Here is a 15,025-nt window from a genome sequence, read left to right on the forward strand (position 1 = left end):
CCCCCTCACCCGGCTCGCTGCGCGAGCCACCCTCTCCCCGCTGGGGAGAGGAGGCCGCAGCGGCAAGGTCGCGCTCACTCTTCTCCCCATCGGGGAGAAGGTGGCCCGAAGGGCCGGATGAGGGGGAACTTTCAGGGCAACTACCATCACCGCTCCTGCTTCAGCGCGCTTTCGTGCCAGCGCCGCAGGATCAGATGGGCGATCAGCGACAGCACCAGAAAGATGACGATGCCTGCAAGCGACACCAGGATCAATGCCGCAAAAAGGCGTGGGGCGTTGAGCCGGTAGCCCGCCTCGATGATGCGCGAGGCGAGGCCCGAGGACTGGCCGGAGGCTCCGGCGACGAATTCGGCCACCACGGCGCCAATGAGCGACAGGCCGCCGGCGATTTTCAACCCGCCGAGGAAATAGGGCATCGCCGCCGGAAGCCGCAGATGCCACAATTCCTGCCAGCGGCTGGCGTGGTTGAGCTTGAACAGGTCGCGCAGATTGCGATCAACAGAGTTCAGCCCCAACGTGGTGTTGGACAGCACCGGGAAGAACGCCACGATCCACGAACACAAGAGCAGCTTGGCCGTCTGGTTGTCGACATAGATGTTGATCAGCGGAAAGATCGCCACGATCGGCGTCACCTGCAGCACGATCGCGAAGGGGAAGAACGACATCTCCACCCATTTCGACTGCGCGAACAGCACCGCCAGGCCGACCCCACCGATGACCGCCAGAAGCAGGCTCAGAAAGGTGATCTTCAGCGTCACCAGCAGCGAGGAAAACAACAGCGCCGCATCGCTGTGAATGGTTTGCAGCACGACGCCGGGGCGCGGCAGGATATATTGCGGGATTTCGTTCCACACGCAGATGCGGTCCCACAGCCAGATCGCCAGCACCATGATAGCCACCGGCAGCACGAAACTGCCGATCCGCTCCAATTGCTCGTTGCGCAGGCGGCGCGCCTCCTCCGGGTCCAGCACTTGCGTAGCCGAATTCGTGTCAGTGACCGTCATCGCGCGATCTGCCCGTTGCGTTCATGGCCGACCCAAGCACATCGGATGTGCGCTGGCAAAATGCTGCATAATCTTGCGACGTCCGAAACGCCGCGTCGCGCGGATAGGCTGCGTCGATTGCAATCTCGTCGAAAACGCGGCCGGGGCGCGCAGCCATGACGACCACCCGGCTGGAGAGAAACACACTTTCGAAAACGCTGTGGGTGACGAAAACCACGGTGAATCGCTGGTCCTGCCAAAGCTCGAGCAGATCGTTGTTGAGCCGGAAGCGCGTGATCTCGTCCAGCGCCGCGAAGGGCTCGTCCATCAAAAGCACGCGCGGTCTGGTCACCAGCGCCCGGGCGATCGAGACGCGCATGCGCATGCCGCCGGAAAGCTCGCGCGGCACGGCATTCTCGAAACCGGAGAGATGGACCCGCTCCAGTAGCTCCATCACCGCCGGCCTTGCCTCGCCGCGCGACACGCCCTTGAGCCTGAGCGGCAGCCAGACATTGTCGAACACGCTCGCCCAGGGCAGCAGCGTCGGTTCCTGGAACACGAAGCCCACGGAGATGTCGTCGCCGGCCTTGCGGTCCCAGTCAATCAGCCCAGTGGTGGGCGTCATCAACCCGGCGATGAGCCGCAGCGCCGTTGACTTGCCGCAGCCCGATGGTCCGAGAAGGCTGAGGAAATCACCTTCGCGGATCGTCATGTCGACATCGGCGAGCGCGGTGACACCGTTGGAAAAGGTTTTGCCGACCGAACGCAGGGCCAGGAGGGGTTTTTCTCCCTTGCCCATCGTCACCATCCGCTCTTTTGTTTTTGAAAGCATCCTGCGAGAGCCGGAGCTAGGGTCAGGACCTATTTTTTCAGGTCGAGCCCCACGCCCTTGTTGACGAAATCAAGCGTATAGGCCTTCTTGATGTCGATCCCTTCGGGCACGACCTTCGCCTTCACCATCTTGGCATAGAAGCCGGCGATATGCTCGTCGGTCATGGCGCCGATGCCGAGCGTCTCGGCCTCGCCGGAATCAACGATGCCATAATCCTTCATCTGCTTGATGGAGAAGGCGATCTGCTCATCGGTGATGTCGGGATTGTCCTTCTTGATCATCTCGTTGGCGGCTTTGTTGTCGCCGTAGAGATAATTGTACCAGCCCTTGGCCGAGCCATCGACGAAGCACTGCACGACCTCGGGCCTCTTGTCGATCGTCTCCTGCATCGTCTCGATCGTCGTCGCATAGGTGTCGAAACCATAGTCGGCCAGCAGAAAGACATTGGGCTTGAAGCCGCCGGCCTGCTCCACGGCGAAGGGCTCGGAGGTCACATAGCCCTGCTGGATCGATTTCGGATTGGCGATGAAGGGTGCCGGATTGAAGGTGTAGGGAACCCGCTTGGCCGGATCGAAGTCGTAGTCGGTAATCATCCACTGGAAGAAGCTCTGGGCGCCCTCGTCACCGAGGATATATTGCTCGGCGTTCTTCAGGTCTTCCCATTTGTCCAGCCCCTGCCCCGGATGCGACATCACCACCTGCGGCTCCTTCTGGAAGCTCGCGGCGACGATGCGCAGCGGAATATTCTGCTGCACGGCGTCGAAGGCCTGCAGCAGGTTGCCGCCCATGTAGAAGTCGAGCTTGCCGGCCAGGAGCAGCGGCCGCCCGCTCACCTGCGGCCCGCCGGGGGAAATCGTCACGTTCAGGCCGCAGGCTTCATAGGTGCCGTCGGCCACGGCCTGGTAGTAGCCGCCATGCTCGGCCTGCGCCAACCAGTTGGTACCGAAGGTGACATCCTCGGCCGCTACGGCAAACTGCGCCGATGCGGCCAGAATTCCTGCCGAACCGACGGAAATGATGAACCTTCCGATCATGCTGCCCGCCTCCCTGTTTTGGCCTGACCCGTCAGGCTCTGGACAATCAAGCAAACAGCAGGGCTCTGGTTCCCACTTTCAATCGAGCCGAGCCATCAGGATTGTCGTGCCGCTCTAACCTCAGAGTGCCCATTTTTGTGATGCAAGTCCAGAATGTTAAGAGCGCCGGACAAGTGGCTTGAACAGAAGATACATCCGGGCCTAGGCTTGGTTGAATTGGAGACCGCAATGTTCAGATTCCTCACGCCGAAATCGATCCGGCCACCCTTCGCGAATTACAGCCATGGCGTCGAAGTGCCGGCCGGCAAGCGGCTCGTCTTCTGCTCGGGCCAGCTTGGAATCGGCCCTGAAGACACGGTTCCCGATGATGTCGGCGCGCAGACGGAACTAAGCTTCAGCAATATCGCGGCCGTGCTCGGCGAAGCCGGGCTGACGCTCGGCCACATTGTGCGCATCAACGCATTCGTCACTGATCGGGCTCATATGAAGCCCTATATGGAAGTCCGCGACCGGCTCTTTCCAAATCCGGCGCCCGCTTCGACCCTGCTCATCGTGTCGGGTTTCTCGCGGCCGGAGTTCAAGATCGAGATCGAAGTGGTCGCGGCTGCATAATCGCGACGACAGAAAGCAAAAGAGGTTCATATGGCCGGAACAGCACGGCGCGTCTGGTGGGGCGACTACAAGACCACCGAATATGTCGAGCTCGACCGCGAGGCGACGATCGCCGTGCTGCCGGTCGCCGCGATCGAGCAACACGGCCCGCATCTACCGGTCTCGACCGACACCACGATCATGCAGGGCATGCTGGAGACGGTGATTGCGCGCCTGCCCGACGATCTCGATATCCGCATCCTGCCGATACAGGCGGTCGGCAAATCCAACGAGCATATCCGCTCGCCCGGCACACTTACCCTGCCCCCCACCACGCTGATCGAGGCCTGGACCGAACTCGGCGTCTCGATCGCGCGCACCGGCATTCGCAAGCTGGTGGTGGTCAATTCGCATGGCGGCAATGAGGAAATCATGGGCATCGTGACGCGCGAATTGCGCGTGCGTTTCGACATGCTGGCGGTCAAGACGAGTTGGCAGCGCTTCGGCCGGCCGGCCGGCATGTATCCCGAACTGGAAGACCGCCAAGGCATCCATGGCGGCGACGTCGAGACATCGCTGATGCTGCATTTCCGCCCCGACCTGGTCGACATGGCCAAGGCGGAGAATTTCGTCTCCAATGTCGCCAGGGCCGAGCAGAATTTCGACCTGCTGCGCCAGACCGGCACGCACGCCTTCGCCTGGATAGCAAGCGACCTAAATAGCCACGGCACGGTCGGCAATGCGGCAATCGCCACTGCCGAAAAGGGCCGGCTGACGGCCGAGCATCAGGCCGAAGGCTTCGTCAGGCTGCTTCAGGACATGCGCAAGGCAAAGCTGGCCGAATGGCTTCCGTAATCAGCTATCGATATCCAGCCTGAAGGGCGTGCCCTCATAGGCATCGGAGCCCCGGCCGATCCCCTTGATGGCGTCCACCATGCGCCCGCCGCGGCCCAGAATGTCATCCGCCAGCGCGATCAGACGCGCATTGGGCGTCGCCGAGGGTGACGCCTTGCGCAGCCTGTCAGCCAGTTCGCGTTCGTTGATGCCGGGGCACAGCGCCGACGCGACGATATAGGCCGAGGCGGTCGAACGGCTGATGCCGGCCAGGCAGTTGATCGCCAGCGGCGAGGCACGATCCCACTGAAGGGCAAAATCGATCAGGCTGCCGACATGTTCCTCGCCTGGCGCCAACATGCCCTCCAGCGGCTCGCTGATATCATGCATGGTCAAAAGCAGGTGGTTTTCTGCCGCAATCACCGCCGGCCGCGTCATCATCGCGGGATCGGTGAGCAGCGAGACGAGCCGGCGGGCTCCCGACAGTGCCACGGTCTCGTCCAGTTTCGACAGCGGGCAGACATAGATCATGAGCGCGCTCCCGCATCGATTGGCATGTTCCGTTTCGCCCAGCCGGCCAATGCCGCCTCCAGGCGCCGCCACTCGTCTTCGCTTCCCGGCAGGCCGATGCGAAGCGCCGAATTATCCCAGATAAAGTTGCGCAGCACTATACCCTGCGTACCCAGTTCCAGATACAGGCTCTTTGCGTCAGGCATGTTGATAAACCGGAACAGGCTGGTGCCACCGCCGACGGGAATTGAAAATCCGGCAAGAAGCGCATCGAGCCGTGCCGCCGCATCCTGAAGCCTGCGCCGCGTCGCCTCCTGCCAGTCACGATCGCCGAGCGCCTTGATGCCATATTCCAGTGCCGGGCCGGCAACCGCCCATGGACCGAGTCTCGCTTCCAGCGCCGTTGCAACCGGTGCGGCCGCAATAGCGAAGCCAAGGCGTAGTCCGGCGAGGCCGAAGAACTTGCCGAAGGAGCGCAGCACCACCAGCCCGCCACCGCTGACGTCGCCGTCCATGCGTTCGGCCTGCGGGCCGACATCCATGAAGGCTTCATCGACCACCAATAGGCCGCCCTTGGCGCGCAAGTGCCATGCCAGATCAAGCAGCATCTCGCGCTCCACGATCCGTCCATCCGGGTTGTTTGGGTTGACCACTATGGCGAGGTCGGCATCGTAAAGCGCGGCGAAGTCCCTCACCTCATCCACCACATGGCCGGCAAGGGCTGCTGCGCGCGCATGTTCGGCATAGGTCGGCCCCAGCACTGCCGCCCGCCCCGGTCTGACCAGCGCGGCAACGCGCGGCAGCAGGATTTGCGTGCCCGGCGCAGCCACCACATTGTCGGCCGATGGCGCGCCATAGACCTCGGCGGCGAGACCGGTCAGCTCCCGCAGGCGCGCCGGCTCCGGCAGGCGCGACAAGGCGGTGGCAGGCAGGTCGAAAAGCGGATAGGAGTGCGGGTTGATCCCGGTCGAAAGGTCGATCCAGGGCAGCGGCGCCTGCGGAAACAGCGCGCGGGCCCGATCGAGACTGCCGCCATGATCAGTCACCGCGGCCACCTCACCTGCAATCGCAAGCTCCATGTTCTTCCTGCTCGCCTTCCTGTCACTCGTCATCGAACTGGGCTTCGGTTACCCGGATCGGCTCGTGCGCGCAATCGGCCACCCCGTCATCTGGATCGGCCAGCTCATTTCTTTCCTCGACCGCAAGCTCAACCGCGTGACCTGGACCGACAGTTTGCGTCGCATCGCCGGCATTCTCGCCTTGATCCTGCTTGTCGGCATTCCGGCGGGCATCGCCCTTGCCGTCGAGGCACTGCTTGCTCCGCTGGCCTTCGGCATGGTGGTCGTCGCCCTCGTCGCCTCCAGCCTGCTTGCGCAACGCAGCCTGGCTGCCCATGTCGGGGCGGTCGCCGATGCATTGGAAAATAACGGGCTGCATGAAGGCCGCCGGGCGGTGTCGCTGATCGTCGGCCGCGACCCCGACCAGCTCGATGAGGCAGGGGTCAGCCGCGCGGCGATCGAAAGCCTTGCCGAGAATTTTTCCGATGGCATCGTTGCTCCTGCCTTGTGGTTGGGGATTGGCGGGCTTGCGGCCGGTGTGGCCTACAAGGCCGCCAACACCGCCGATTCCATGATCGGCCATCGCACGCCGCGCCATCAGGCCTTCGGCTGGGCGGCCGCACGTTTCGACGACCTGATAAACCTGCCCGCCTCGCGGCTGACAGCACTTCTCCTTGTCGTCGCCGCAGCGATCACGCCTGGCGCAAGCGCCGGCGCAGCCTGGCGAGCGGTCTGGCGCGATGCCGCCAAGCATCGCTCGCCCAATGCCGGCTGGCCGGAAGCCGCGATGGGCGGCGCACTCGGCGTGGCGCTCTCCGGGCCGCGCGTCTATGGCGGCGTCACCGTCGGCGACCCGACCATCGGCGGCGAGCGCATGGCCACGCCCAAGGACATCAGGCGCGCGCTGCGGCTCTACTGGACCGCCGATCTCCTGCTCATCACGCTGTTCGGATTGATCGGCGCGGCGGGTTTGGCTGCAAGCTGATCGGACCCTGCCTTAAAACTCGATGCCCTGCTGCGCCTTCACACCTGCGGAAAAATGGTGCTTCACCGCCCCCATTTCGGTGACGAGATCGGCCGCCTCGATCAATGTCGGCCTTGCGTTACGGCCGGTGACCACGACATGCAGCCCCTCGCGCCGGTTGCGCAACGCCTCCACCACCTTGTCGAGGTCGAGATAGTCGTAGCGCAGCGCAATGTTGAGTTCGTCCAGCACGACAAGGCTGATTGAAGGGTCCGCCATCAATTCCAGCGCCTTTTCCCAGGCGGCGGCAGCGGCGGCGACGTCACGCTTCAAGTCCTGCGTTTCCCAGGTGAAGCCCTCACCCATCGTGTGCCACACCACCTTGTCCCCGAAGGCGGCGAAGGCGTCCTTTTCACCGGTGTGCCATGCGCCTTTAATGAACTGGACGACGCCGACCCGCCTGCCATAGCCCAGCATGCGCAAGGCAAGCCCGAAGGCGGCGGTCGATTTGCCCTTGCCCGGCCCGGTATTGACGATCAGCAGACCCTTTTCGATGGTCTTCTTGGCGACTTCGGCGTCCTGAACCGCCTTGCGCTTGATCATCTTGGCCTTGTGGCGTTCATCCTCGCTTGTCTTCATCTCATTTCACCTTCAGCGGCAATCCCGCGACCATGAACAACACCGCATCCGCCTGCGCGGCGATGCGCTGATTGAGCCGGCCGGCTTCATCGCGAAATCTGCGGGCGAGCGCATTTTCCGGCACGATACCCAGCCCGACCTCATTGGCAACGACGAACCACGGCCCACGCGGCCGGGCAAGTGCCGCTTCCAGCCGAGCACTTTCCTGCTCCAGATCATGTTCGGCAAGCATATGATTGGTCAGCCATAGCGTAAGACAATCGACCAGCAGCGGCACCCCGTCCGGCACGTCGGCGATTGCCTCGACCAGATCGAGCGGCGCGTCGATGGTCTGCCATCCCTGCGCGCGCTGCGTCCGGTGAAGCGCGATACGCTCCACCATCTCTTCGTCGAAGGCCTGCGCGGTGGCGATATAGGTCCATGGCGACGGCCAGGCCGTCACCAGTCGTTCGGCATGCGCGCTCTTTCCGGAGCGCGCACCGCCAAGCAGGAACGTCAGTTCGCCTGCCTCAGGCAAGGCTGTCGCGCAGGCTTGTCGCCGTGCCGGATATCCGCGACCGGGCAATGCCGGCGGCAGCGCCCAGAACGACCCAGAAGATCAGGCTGGTTACCGTCACCGCCACCACGAACTGATGATGCAGGTCCACCGGGATCGGCGATTCATGGCTGTCGGGTTGCGGCGCGCCGATAAGATGCGGCACGACGATCAGCCCAAGGCCGATCAGCGAAAACAGCAGCGAGCCGCGGAAGGCGATGAGGCCAAGGCCGGCGGCGGTCGCGGCTACAGTGCCGATCCACCAGAGCTGGCGGGTGGCGAGATCGGCGGCAGGCATGGCCGGCAGTTCCGGCGGCAGGCCGAGGCCCGGCGCCAGCGTGAAGACGGCGAAGCCGGCAAAGCCCCAGAAAATGCCCTGGCGCCAATTGGCGATGCCGCCCGCCAGTTCCGAAACCGCAACCAGAATCAGCGCAAAGCCGATACCGGTCACGATATTGGCGAGCGCGGTATAGGCGAAGCGCTCGAACCCGTCGGCCGGCGCCCAGCCTTCCTCGTCATGCTCATGCGCCGGCGTGGCGGCGTCATGGCTATGCGCATCCGGCGCCACAGCTTCCGCCGGAGCAGCCTCCGCTGGCGCACCATGGTCGTGGCCGCCGGCATTTTCGAAGGTCTCGGCCTTCAGGATCAGGGGAACGGTCGCATAGCTCTGCATGGCCGTCATCAATATTCCGGACAAAAGCCCGGCTAGCGCCGCGACGAACACGACGTTACGAAACAGTGTCATGGAAACGGCCTTTCGTCAGTGGCAGGGGAATGCCATCGAATGGCGATAGTCGTGCCCGGCATTGTGGACGGCGTCCATATGCGAGAAGCCGACAAAGCCGACGATGAAGGTGCCGAGAAGTGCTGCCAGAGCCAGTTGGATCACGCGCGACGATGAATTCGCGGCGCTACCCAATACGGAAGAAGCCGTAGTCATATCATGTCCTTTCACCCTCCACCCGAGGGTATTTAGTTTCTGTCCATCGCCGGCAGGTCTCCTGGCTTGCGGTTCACGGCCCTTCCCCGCCTTCCCAAAGGATATCCTTCAGTGGCATTTGGAGAGGGCCAACCGCACACAGTTGCGGGGGCAGCCGCGGCTTTGGGAAATTCCCGCACCGCATTCCCTCTTGATTCCTCGCGGAACCGACGATCGTCAAACTATAGGCAAGAAACGGAAGCCGGGCAAACCAATTTCGGCGCCGTCGGACGCGCGGCGTCGCGCTGCCGTCAGACCGGCTGCGCAAGCACCTCGGCCACGAGTTGCTGCAATCGCCACAGATGCCGGTCGTGGATGCCGTGCGCTTCGAGATTCTTCACCGTGTGATAGAGATAATCCGCGCCGGAGCCGAGGTGGCCGCAAGCATCTGCGAGCAGTTGCGCCACTTCGTCCTCGCTGCGCTTGCCGGCAAAGGTGCGGCCTTTCGGGTTGACGACGAAGCTCAGCGCCCGCATCGGCCCCTCCGCGGTTTCCAGTTTCAGCCAGCGCGGCAGATAGGTGGAAGGCTTTGCCGTCATTTCGCGCCGGAACAGCTTGTCGAACTGGTCGCGCAGATTCTGCTCCGGCAGCCTGTAGGCAACGCCGCGGCATTGGCCGCCGCGATGCAGCCCCATCATCAGGCCCGGCCGGTCGAGCGTGCCGCGCCAGCGCGTCAATCTTATGCAGAAGGAGCGGTGCCAGCCGCGCACCAGTGCCAGACGCTCGTCGAGATGCTCAAGCTCCGGTTTCCAGATCAGCGAGCCATAGGCAAACAGCCACACCGGCTCGCCAATGCGATGTCCCGCCAGCGCTTCGTCGAGCATGGCTTCGTAATCTGCCTCGTCCAGATAGGCCAGGCCGGGTTCGGGGCCGGTATCCTCGATCACACGGTGGCAGCGCGCCAGCAGTTGCGGTGTCAGCGCCATTACCCGTGATGCCATGCCCGGACCTTCCATTCACCCGCGTTCAAAGCGACTTCGGCAGGTACTTCCAGGTGAAGAAACCACAGATCGCCGTAAAGACCGCAAGCGTGCAAAATACCGCGCCAAGACCGAAAAAAGCCAGAACGACCGAATAGACCAGCGGCGGAATGAGTTCGGAAAAATCGAGAAAGGTACGATAGACGGCCGTCATCTGCGGCCGTTCATAGCTGCGCACGGCCCGCAGAAAAGCAGTCGAGCCAAGCGCGTCGAGCGCGATGGTGAAAAAGGCTGCGAACAACAGGAAACCTCCCGCGATCAGCGGCAACGATTCGCCGGCAAGGGCGGCAGCAAGCAAGGCGACGGTGAGTGCGACGAATGCAAACGCCATCGTGGCACGGGCGCCGAAGCGCTTGCCGGCCCGGCCCCAGAAGATTGCCGTGAACAGCAGCGCATTGCCGGCCGATACCAGCAGCCCGCCGGCAAGCTCGCCCTGCCCCGTCACCACCATCAGCAGCGGCCCATAGACGAAGAATGTCGTCCAGAAACAGGAGCGGCCGAAGGCGATCACCCATGCCAATCGCAATCTCGGCTGGGAAACGAACCGGCCGATATTTGCGAGCGGATTGACGGCGGCGACGTTGCCGGCACGGATCATCTTGTTGTCGCCCAGGCGGAAATACCAGAATGTGGCAAGCAGGGTCAGCGAAAACAGCACCACCACGCCATGCGCGGCAAGCAGGCCGTAATTGCTGTAGAGAAAGACGCCCAGCGTCGGCCCGGCCGTCCAGGCGAGCATCGAAGACGCCATGCGCAGCGATTCGGACTGCATGAACTCGGTCTTGCGGATATTGTCCATGATGTAGAGGTTGAGCGTGATCGCCAGCGCGCTCGCACCCATGACACGGGCCAGCATGCCGATCAGCTGGCCCCATAGCGTATCCGTCATGAAAAACAGCGCGCCGACGGCAAGCAGGCACACACCGGCCGTATAGACCCAGCGCCGCGACAGCCAGCCGATGATCATCGGCATGAACAACGTCACCGACAGCCCGATCAGCGCCACCATCGTGTAAAGCAACGACACACTTTGCTCGCTGCGCAGCAGATCGTAGGCCTGGATCGGAATCACGCTGGCAATCGATGCGCGCGCAAAGGATTCCAGCGTGTAAAGCGTGGCAAAAGTGCGCGCGCCGGCCGGTCGAACTGCCGGAAGCCAGATCGGATGCCGTACCTGCGTTGCCATGAACCTGCCCTGAAGTCACTGCCTCAGATTTGCAGGGGAAAATCGCCGGCAGATGTCACGAAACCGACGCCGGGCAGTCGCAAAACCACACTGTCCAGCAGGCAGCCGGCTTTGGCCCAAAGCCGGGCGCAGCTCACAGCGCTGGGGCGTCCCATTCGGGCGCGAACTCGCCATCGCAAATGCGCGCATTCCTGACCGTCAGGGCAGAAATCGCCTTCATCTCCTCGTCGCTGAGGGCAAAATCGAAAATGGCGGCGTTTTCGGCCAGCCGTTCCTTTTTCGTCGTGCACGGTATGGCGACCACGCCCTCCTGCTGCACATGCCAGCGCAGCACGATCTGCCCCGGCGTCTTGCCGTGACGGACGACAGCCGAGCGAACCGCCTCCTGCTCGAACAGATCGCTGCCACGAGACAGCGGACAATAGGACACCATCGCCATGCCGGCCTGCCGGCACATGCGCAAGACCTTGGTCTGGTCGAGATAGGGGTGGTTCTCGACCTGATTGGCAACCAGCGGCGCCTCCGACAGTTCCAAGGCTCGCGAAAGCAGCGCGGTCGGGAAATTGGAAACGCCGATATGGCGGGTAAACCCCGCACGCTTGGCGTTGTTCAGCGCCCGGATTGAGCCTTCGAGCGCAATCTTGGAGTTCGGCCAATGGATCAGCAGAAGATCGACCTGATCGAGGCCGAGCAGTTTCAGGCTGGCTTCTGCCGAACGCTCGAGGTCACCGGGCGCGATGTCGGTCGGCCAGACCTTGGTCGTGACGAACAGATCGTTCCTCGCCACGCCCGAGAGGCGCAACCCCTCCCCGACGGCAGCCTCATTCCTGTACATATGGGCGGTGTCGACATGCCGGTAGCCAAGCTGCAGCGCATGCGCCACGATCTGGGTGCATTCTTCGCCTCCCAGCGTCCATGTGCCCAGCCCGAGAGCGGGTATTTTCGCGCCATTGGCATCCACGCCGTGCATCGCCGTCTCCACATTCATTCATTACCGGCCTGATCCGTGATAGGGATTGCGCCCGCGACCACCAATCGGCACCCTCGGCATGTATCCGCAAACACAATCGATTCAAGAGCCTGGACGACAGGTTGGGCGTATCCAGGCGCTCGATATTGCCCGCGGCCTGGCGCTCTTGGCCATGGCTGCCTACCATTTCACCTGGGATCTGGAGTTCTTCGGCTACACCGATCCAGGCATGACGGCGGTGGGCGGCTGGAAGCTTTTTGCGCGCTGCATTGCCACTAGCTTCCTGTTTCTTGTCGGCGTCAGCCTCTATCTGGCCCATGGCAACGGCATCCGCTGGAAAGGGTTCTGGCGGCGGCTCGCGATGATTGCGGGTGCTGCGCTGGCGATTTCGCTCGTCACCTATATCGCGGTTCCCGGCGGCTTCATCTTCTTCGGCATCCTGCACCAGATCACCCTTGCCAGTGTGCTCGGCCTCCTGTTCCTGCGCCTGCCCGCCCTGCTGACACTTGCTCTGGCGGCGGCGGTAATCGCCGCTCCTTCTTTCCTGCGCTCTTCCTTCTTCGACCATCCGGCCTGGTGGTGGGTCGGCCTTTCTTCCAGCAATCCGCGTTCCAACGATTACGTGCCGCTGTTTCCCTGGTTCGGAGCGGTGCTGGCCGGCATCGCGCTCACCCGGCTTGCCGCGTCTGCCGGCCTGTTGACCCGTCTGGCCGGCATGCAGGCGGGGTTCTGGTCGCGCCCCTTCATCCTTGCCGGACGCCACAGCCTGGCGTTTTATCTGGTGCACCAGCCGGTGCTGATCGCTCTTTTGTGGCTGTTCTCGCAGGTCGTGCCTGCCCAGGTGCAGACGCAGGAGGTGAGGTTTCGCCAATCCTGCGAGGCGACTTGCGAACAGACACGCGACGCCGAATTCTGCGTGCGCTACTGTGCGTGCATGCTCGACACGCTCGAAAAGGACGACAGTCTCAACCAGCTTTTCGCTGGCAACGAGACGGCCGAACTGCGCAGCAGGATCGAGGAAAGCGCCGGCCTGTGCACGGTCACTGCCGACGAGCAGGCAATCGAGGAAGGAACGCCATGACAGATATCCAGGCAACATCCAGCCACATACCCTGGCCGCCGATCATCTATCTGGTCGCGATCGTCGCTGCGGGCGCGCTCACCCGCCTCTATCCCCTGCCCTGGCTGCAGGGACCGTTTGCCGATGTGCTGTTTGCCGCCGGCGGGCTAGCGGTCGTGGCGGCGATTGCGCTCTATATCTCGGCCATCGGCGCCATGCGACGCGCCGCCACGCCGATACGCCCCGGCTCCATCCCACTGCATCTGGTCACCAGCGGTGCGTTCGGGCTGACCCGCAATCCGATTTACCTGGCCAATACGCTGGTGGTGGTCAGCATCGGCCTCATCACAGGAAGCCTGTGGTTCTTCCTGATTGCCCTTCTTGCCGCCTTTGCCACGCAAAAGCTTGCGATCGACCCGGAGGAAAGCCACTTGCAGGCGCGCTTCGGCAAGAAATACCGCGACTACGCCAAGCGCGTACGCCGCTGGATCTGACCTTCTTCAGGTCGTGGACTCGACATCGGCCGAAAAGCGCAATTCGCGCATCGGCCGCACCTTGCGTGTCGTCTCCGCATAGGTCGGGTGGGCCTTGTAGGCGGCAAGAGCGGCGGCATCGGCAAATTCGGCATAGACGACGATGTCGATGCGATCGCACATCGGATCGACCTTGCTGTTGACCGTCACCTCGAAATGGCTCGAATACGGTATCGTAGCGAGTTCCATCAGGCCGTTGCGAACAGTCTCGACATCATGGTCGGGCTTGACGCTGAAAAATACGATATGCCGGATCAACCCAGTCTCCCGAATTCTGCTGGCGTCTTTTGGTTCGTCATCGCCGTAACGTCAATGCGTCAGATTCGGCGTTTGGGACAGGCGGCAATCAGATGGTCCCGGCCACCCCAATTGCTGCAAGGTCGCCAGCGGCGCGACTCGCATTCGTAAATGTTTTCGTCTGACAACGCGCCGGAAAAGCCGTACATTTTGCCGTTCACGTCCACAATCGTGCTGAAAGCGCGCCTGAAAAAGCCGCATCGGCAGCAACCAGGGAGATTTCCATGGCCATACAGATTGGTGAAACCGTGCCTGATTTCGAAGCTCAGACGACCGAAGGTCCGATCCGCTTCCATGACTGGATCGGCGACAAATGGGCAGTCCTGTTCTCTCATCCAAAGGATTTCACGCCGGTCTGCACGACCGAGCTCGGCTATATGGCAAAGCTCAAGCCCGAATTCGACAAGCGTGGCACCAAGATCATCGGCCTCAGCGTCGATCCGGTCGATCGCCATGCCTCATGGGCCAAGGACATCGAGGAAACGCAGGGCTATGCGCCGAATTTCCCGATGATCGGTGACCCCGACCTGAAGGTTTCGAAGCTCTACGGCATGTTGCCGGCCAGCGCCGGCTCCACCTCCGAGGGCCGCACCCCGGCAGACAACCAGACCGTACGCAATGTCTATGTCGTCGGGCCGGACAAGAAGCTGAAGCTGATGATTGCCTATCCGATGACCACCGGGCGCAATTTTGACGAGGTGCTACGGGTCATCGATTCGCTCCAACTCACCGCCAAGCACAAGGTCTCGACCCCGGTGAACTGGCAGAACGGCGAAGACGTCATCATCTCCGGCTCGGTGTCAGACGAAGAAGCAAAACGCACCTATCCGGACGGCTGGAAAGCGCCGAAGCCTTATATCCGTATCGTGCCGCAGCCGCAGTGAGCGTAGCGCGCGCCACCACACGCGCGTGAACCGGAGCGTGATCGGCCGACACGAAACTTGTCTGAGCCGAATCACGCTCCAGCTATGGATCGAAGCCGGGGCAGGTTCACTTTTTTGTGAGCGCAACGGCTGCCCTACATCGTCGAAATTCCCATG

19 protein-coding genes and 1 riboswitch are annotated in these 15,025 nt (G+C 62.6%); of the genes, 6 read left to right on the forward strand and 13 right to left on the reverse strand.

Annotated features, from left to right (window positions below; translation table 11 throughout):
* Positions 1 to 146: 146 nt before the first annotated feature.
* The 3 genes from EET67_RS03385 to EET67_RS03395 form a co-directional block, all read right to left on the reverse strand.
* Positions 147 to 1,004 carry an ABC transporter permease gene (locus EET67_RS03385; RefSeq protein ID WP_128624806.1) on the reverse strand — a complete coding sequence of 286 codons (858 nt, stop codon included), beginning with the start codon at positions 1,002 to 1,004 and terminating at the stop codon, positions 147 to 149.
* Complete coding sequence (locus EET67_RS03390; RefSeq protein ID WP_245450699.1) at positions 991 to 1,782, reverse strand: ABC transporter ATP-binding protein; 792 nt, start codon at positions 1,780 to 1,782, stop codon at positions 991 to 993. The genes EET67_RS03385 and EET67_RS03390 overlap by 14 nt, the downstream gene beginning before the upstream one ends.
* A 62-nt stretch (positions 1,783 to 1,844) precedes the next feature.
* A complete protein-coding gene (locus EET67_RS03395) occupies positions 1,845 to 2,849 on the reverse strand; it encodes an ABC transporter substrate-binding protein (RefSeq protein ID WP_128624808.1) in 1,005 nt (334 codons plus the stop codon).
* Positions 2,850 to 3,077: 228 nt separating this feature from the next.
* Here EET67_RS03395 and EET67_RS03400 point away from each other — a divergent pair, with 228 nt between their 5' ends.
* Both EET67_RS03400 and EET67_RS03405 read left to right on the forward strand, forming a co-directional pair.
* Positions 3,078 to 3,461 (forward strand): RidA family protein, encoded by a 384-nt coding sequence (locus tag EET67_RS03400; protein WP_128624809.1) that lies wholly within the window; start codon positions 3,078 to 3,080, stop codon positions 3,459 to 3,461.
* A gap of 30 nt (positions 3,462 to 3,491) precedes the next feature.
* Complete coding sequence (locus EET67_RS03405; protein ID WP_128624810.1) at positions 3,492 to 4,295, forward strand: creatininase family protein; 804 nt, start codon at positions 3,492 to 3,494, stop codon at positions 4,293 to 4,295.
* On the opposite strand, the gene EET67_RS03410 is transcribed toward EET67_RS03405, so the two are convergent.
* Complete coding sequence (locus tag EET67_RS03410; RefSeq protein ID WP_128624811.1) at positions 4,296 to 4,805, reverse strand: tyrosine phosphatase family protein; 510 nt, start codon at positions 4,803 to 4,805, stop codon at positions 4,296 to 4,298.
* Positions 4,802 to 5,863 carry a threonine-phosphate decarboxylase CobD gene (gene cobD / locus EET67_RS03415; protein ID WP_128624812.1) on the reverse strand — a complete coding sequence of 354 codons (1,062 nt, stop codon included), beginning with the start codon at positions 5,861 to 5,863 and terminating at the stop codon, positions 4,802 to 4,804. The genes EET67_RS03410 and cobD overlap by 4 nt, the downstream gene beginning before the upstream one ends.
* On the opposite strand from cobD, the gene cbiB reads away from it, so the two are divergent.
* A complete protein-coding gene (gene cbiB / locus EET67_RS03420) occupies positions 5,862 to 6,827 on the forward strand; it encodes an adenosylcobinamide-phosphate synthase CbiB (protein WP_128624813.1) in 966 nt (321 codons plus the stop codon). The two genes, cobD and cbiB, sit on opposite strands and share 2 nt — an antisense overlap.
* A gap of 12 nt (positions 6,828 to 6,839) precedes the next feature.
* Here cbiB and cobO read toward each other — a convergent pair whose 3' ends face one another.
* The 7 genes from cobO to EET67_RS03455 all read right to left on the reverse strand — a co-directional run bounded on the left by cobO (position 6,840) and on the right by EET67_RS03455 (position 12,095).
* Positions 6,840 to 7,445 carry a cob(I)yrinic acid a,c-diamide adenosyltransferase gene (gene cobO, locus EET67_RS03425; RefSeq protein WP_128624814.1) on the reverse strand — a complete coding sequence of 202 codons (606 nt, stop codon included), beginning with the start codon at positions 7,443 to 7,445 and terminating at the stop codon, positions 6,840 to 6,842.
* Between the two features lies 1 nt (position 7,446).
* On the reverse strand, positions 7,447 to 7,962 hold the full coding sequence (cobU, locus tag EET67_RS03430; RefSeq protein WP_128624815.1) for a bifunctional adenosylcobinamide kinase/adenosylcobinamide-phosphate guanylyltransferase: 516 nt from the start codon (positions 7,960 to 7,962) through the stop codon (positions 7,447 to 7,449).
* Positions 7,955 to 8,725, reverse strand: coding sequence for a CbtA family protein (locus EET67_RS03435; RefSeq protein ID WP_128624816.1), 771 nt, complete (start codon positions 8,723 to 8,725; stop codon positions 7,955 to 7,957). The genes cobU and EET67_RS03435 overlap by 8 nt, the downstream gene beginning before the upstream one ends.
* Before the next feature lie 15 nt (positions 8,726 to 8,740).
* On the reverse strand, positions 8,741 to 8,920 hold the full coding sequence (locus EET67_RS03440) for a CbtB domain-containing protein (RefSeq protein ID WP_128624817.1): 180 nt from the start codon (positions 8,918 to 8,920) through the stop codon (positions 8,741 to 8,743).
* Between the two features lie 34 nt (positions 8,921 to 8,954).
* Positions 8,955 to 9,146: riboswitch (cobalamin riboswitch) on the reverse strand.
* 64 nt (positions 9,147 to 9,210) lie between these two features.
* Complete coding sequence (locus tag EET67_RS03445) at positions 9,211 to 9,900, reverse strand: gamma-glutamylcyclotransferase (RefSeq protein ID WP_128624818.1); 690 nt, start codon at positions 9,898 to 9,900, stop codon at positions 9,211 to 9,213.
* Positions 9,901 to 9,925: 25 nt separating this feature from the next.
* On the reverse strand, positions 9,926 to 11,125 hold the full coding sequence (locus EET67_RS03450) for an MFS transporter (RefSeq protein ID WP_128624819.1): 1,200 nt from the start codon (positions 11,123 to 11,125) through the stop codon (positions 9,926 to 9,928).
* Between the two features lie 133 nt (positions 11,126 to 11,258).
* On the reverse strand, positions 11,259 to 12,095 hold the full coding sequence (locus EET67_RS03455) for an aldo/keto reductase (protein ID WP_128624864.1): 837 nt from the start codon (positions 12,093 to 12,095) through the stop codon (positions 11,259 to 11,261).
* Positions 12,096 to 12,174: 79 nt separating this feature from the next.
* On the opposite strand from EET67_RS03455, the gene EET67_RS03460 reads away from it, so the two are divergent.
* Positions 12,175 to 13,176, forward strand: a complete 1,002-nt coding sequence (locus tag EET67_RS03460; protein WP_128624820.1) for a heparan-alpha-glucosaminide N-acetyltransferase — start codon at positions 12,175 to 12,177, stop codon at positions 13,174 to 13,176.
* On the forward strand, positions 13,173 to 13,649 hold the full coding sequence (locus EET67_RS03465; protein ID WP_128624821.1) for a methyltransferase family protein: 477 nt from the start codon (positions 13,173 to 13,175) through the stop codon (positions 13,647 to 13,649). Before EET67_RS03460 ends, EET67_RS03465 begins: the two co-directional genes overlap by 4 nt.
* Positions 13,650 to 13,655: 6 nt before the next feature.
* Here EET67_RS03465 and EET67_RS03470 read toward each other — a convergent pair whose 3' ends face one another.
* Positions 13,656 to 13,946 (reverse strand): Dabb family protein, encoded by a 291-nt coding sequence (locus EET67_RS03470; RefSeq protein WP_128624822.1) that lies wholly within the window; start codon positions 13,944 to 13,946, stop codon positions 13,656 to 13,658.
* A gap of 263 nt (positions 13,947 to 14,209) precedes the next feature.
* Here EET67_RS03470 and EET67_RS03475 point away from each other — a divergent pair, with 263 nt between their 5' ends.
* Positions 14,210 to 14,869 carry a peroxiredoxin gene (locus EET67_RS03475; RefSeq protein ID WP_128624823.1) on the forward strand — a complete coding sequence of 220 codons (660 nt, stop codon included), beginning with the start codon at positions 14,210 to 14,212 and terminating at the stop codon, positions 14,867 to 14,869.
* The last annotated feature ends 156 nt before the right edge of the window (positions 14,870 to 15,025 follow it).

Source organism: Borborobacter arsenicus, from assembly GCF_003934165.1.
Classification (GTDB): domain Bacteria; phylum Pseudomonadota; class Alphaproteobacteria; order Rhizobiales; family Rhizobiaceae; genus Pseudaminobacter; species Pseudaminobacter arsenicus.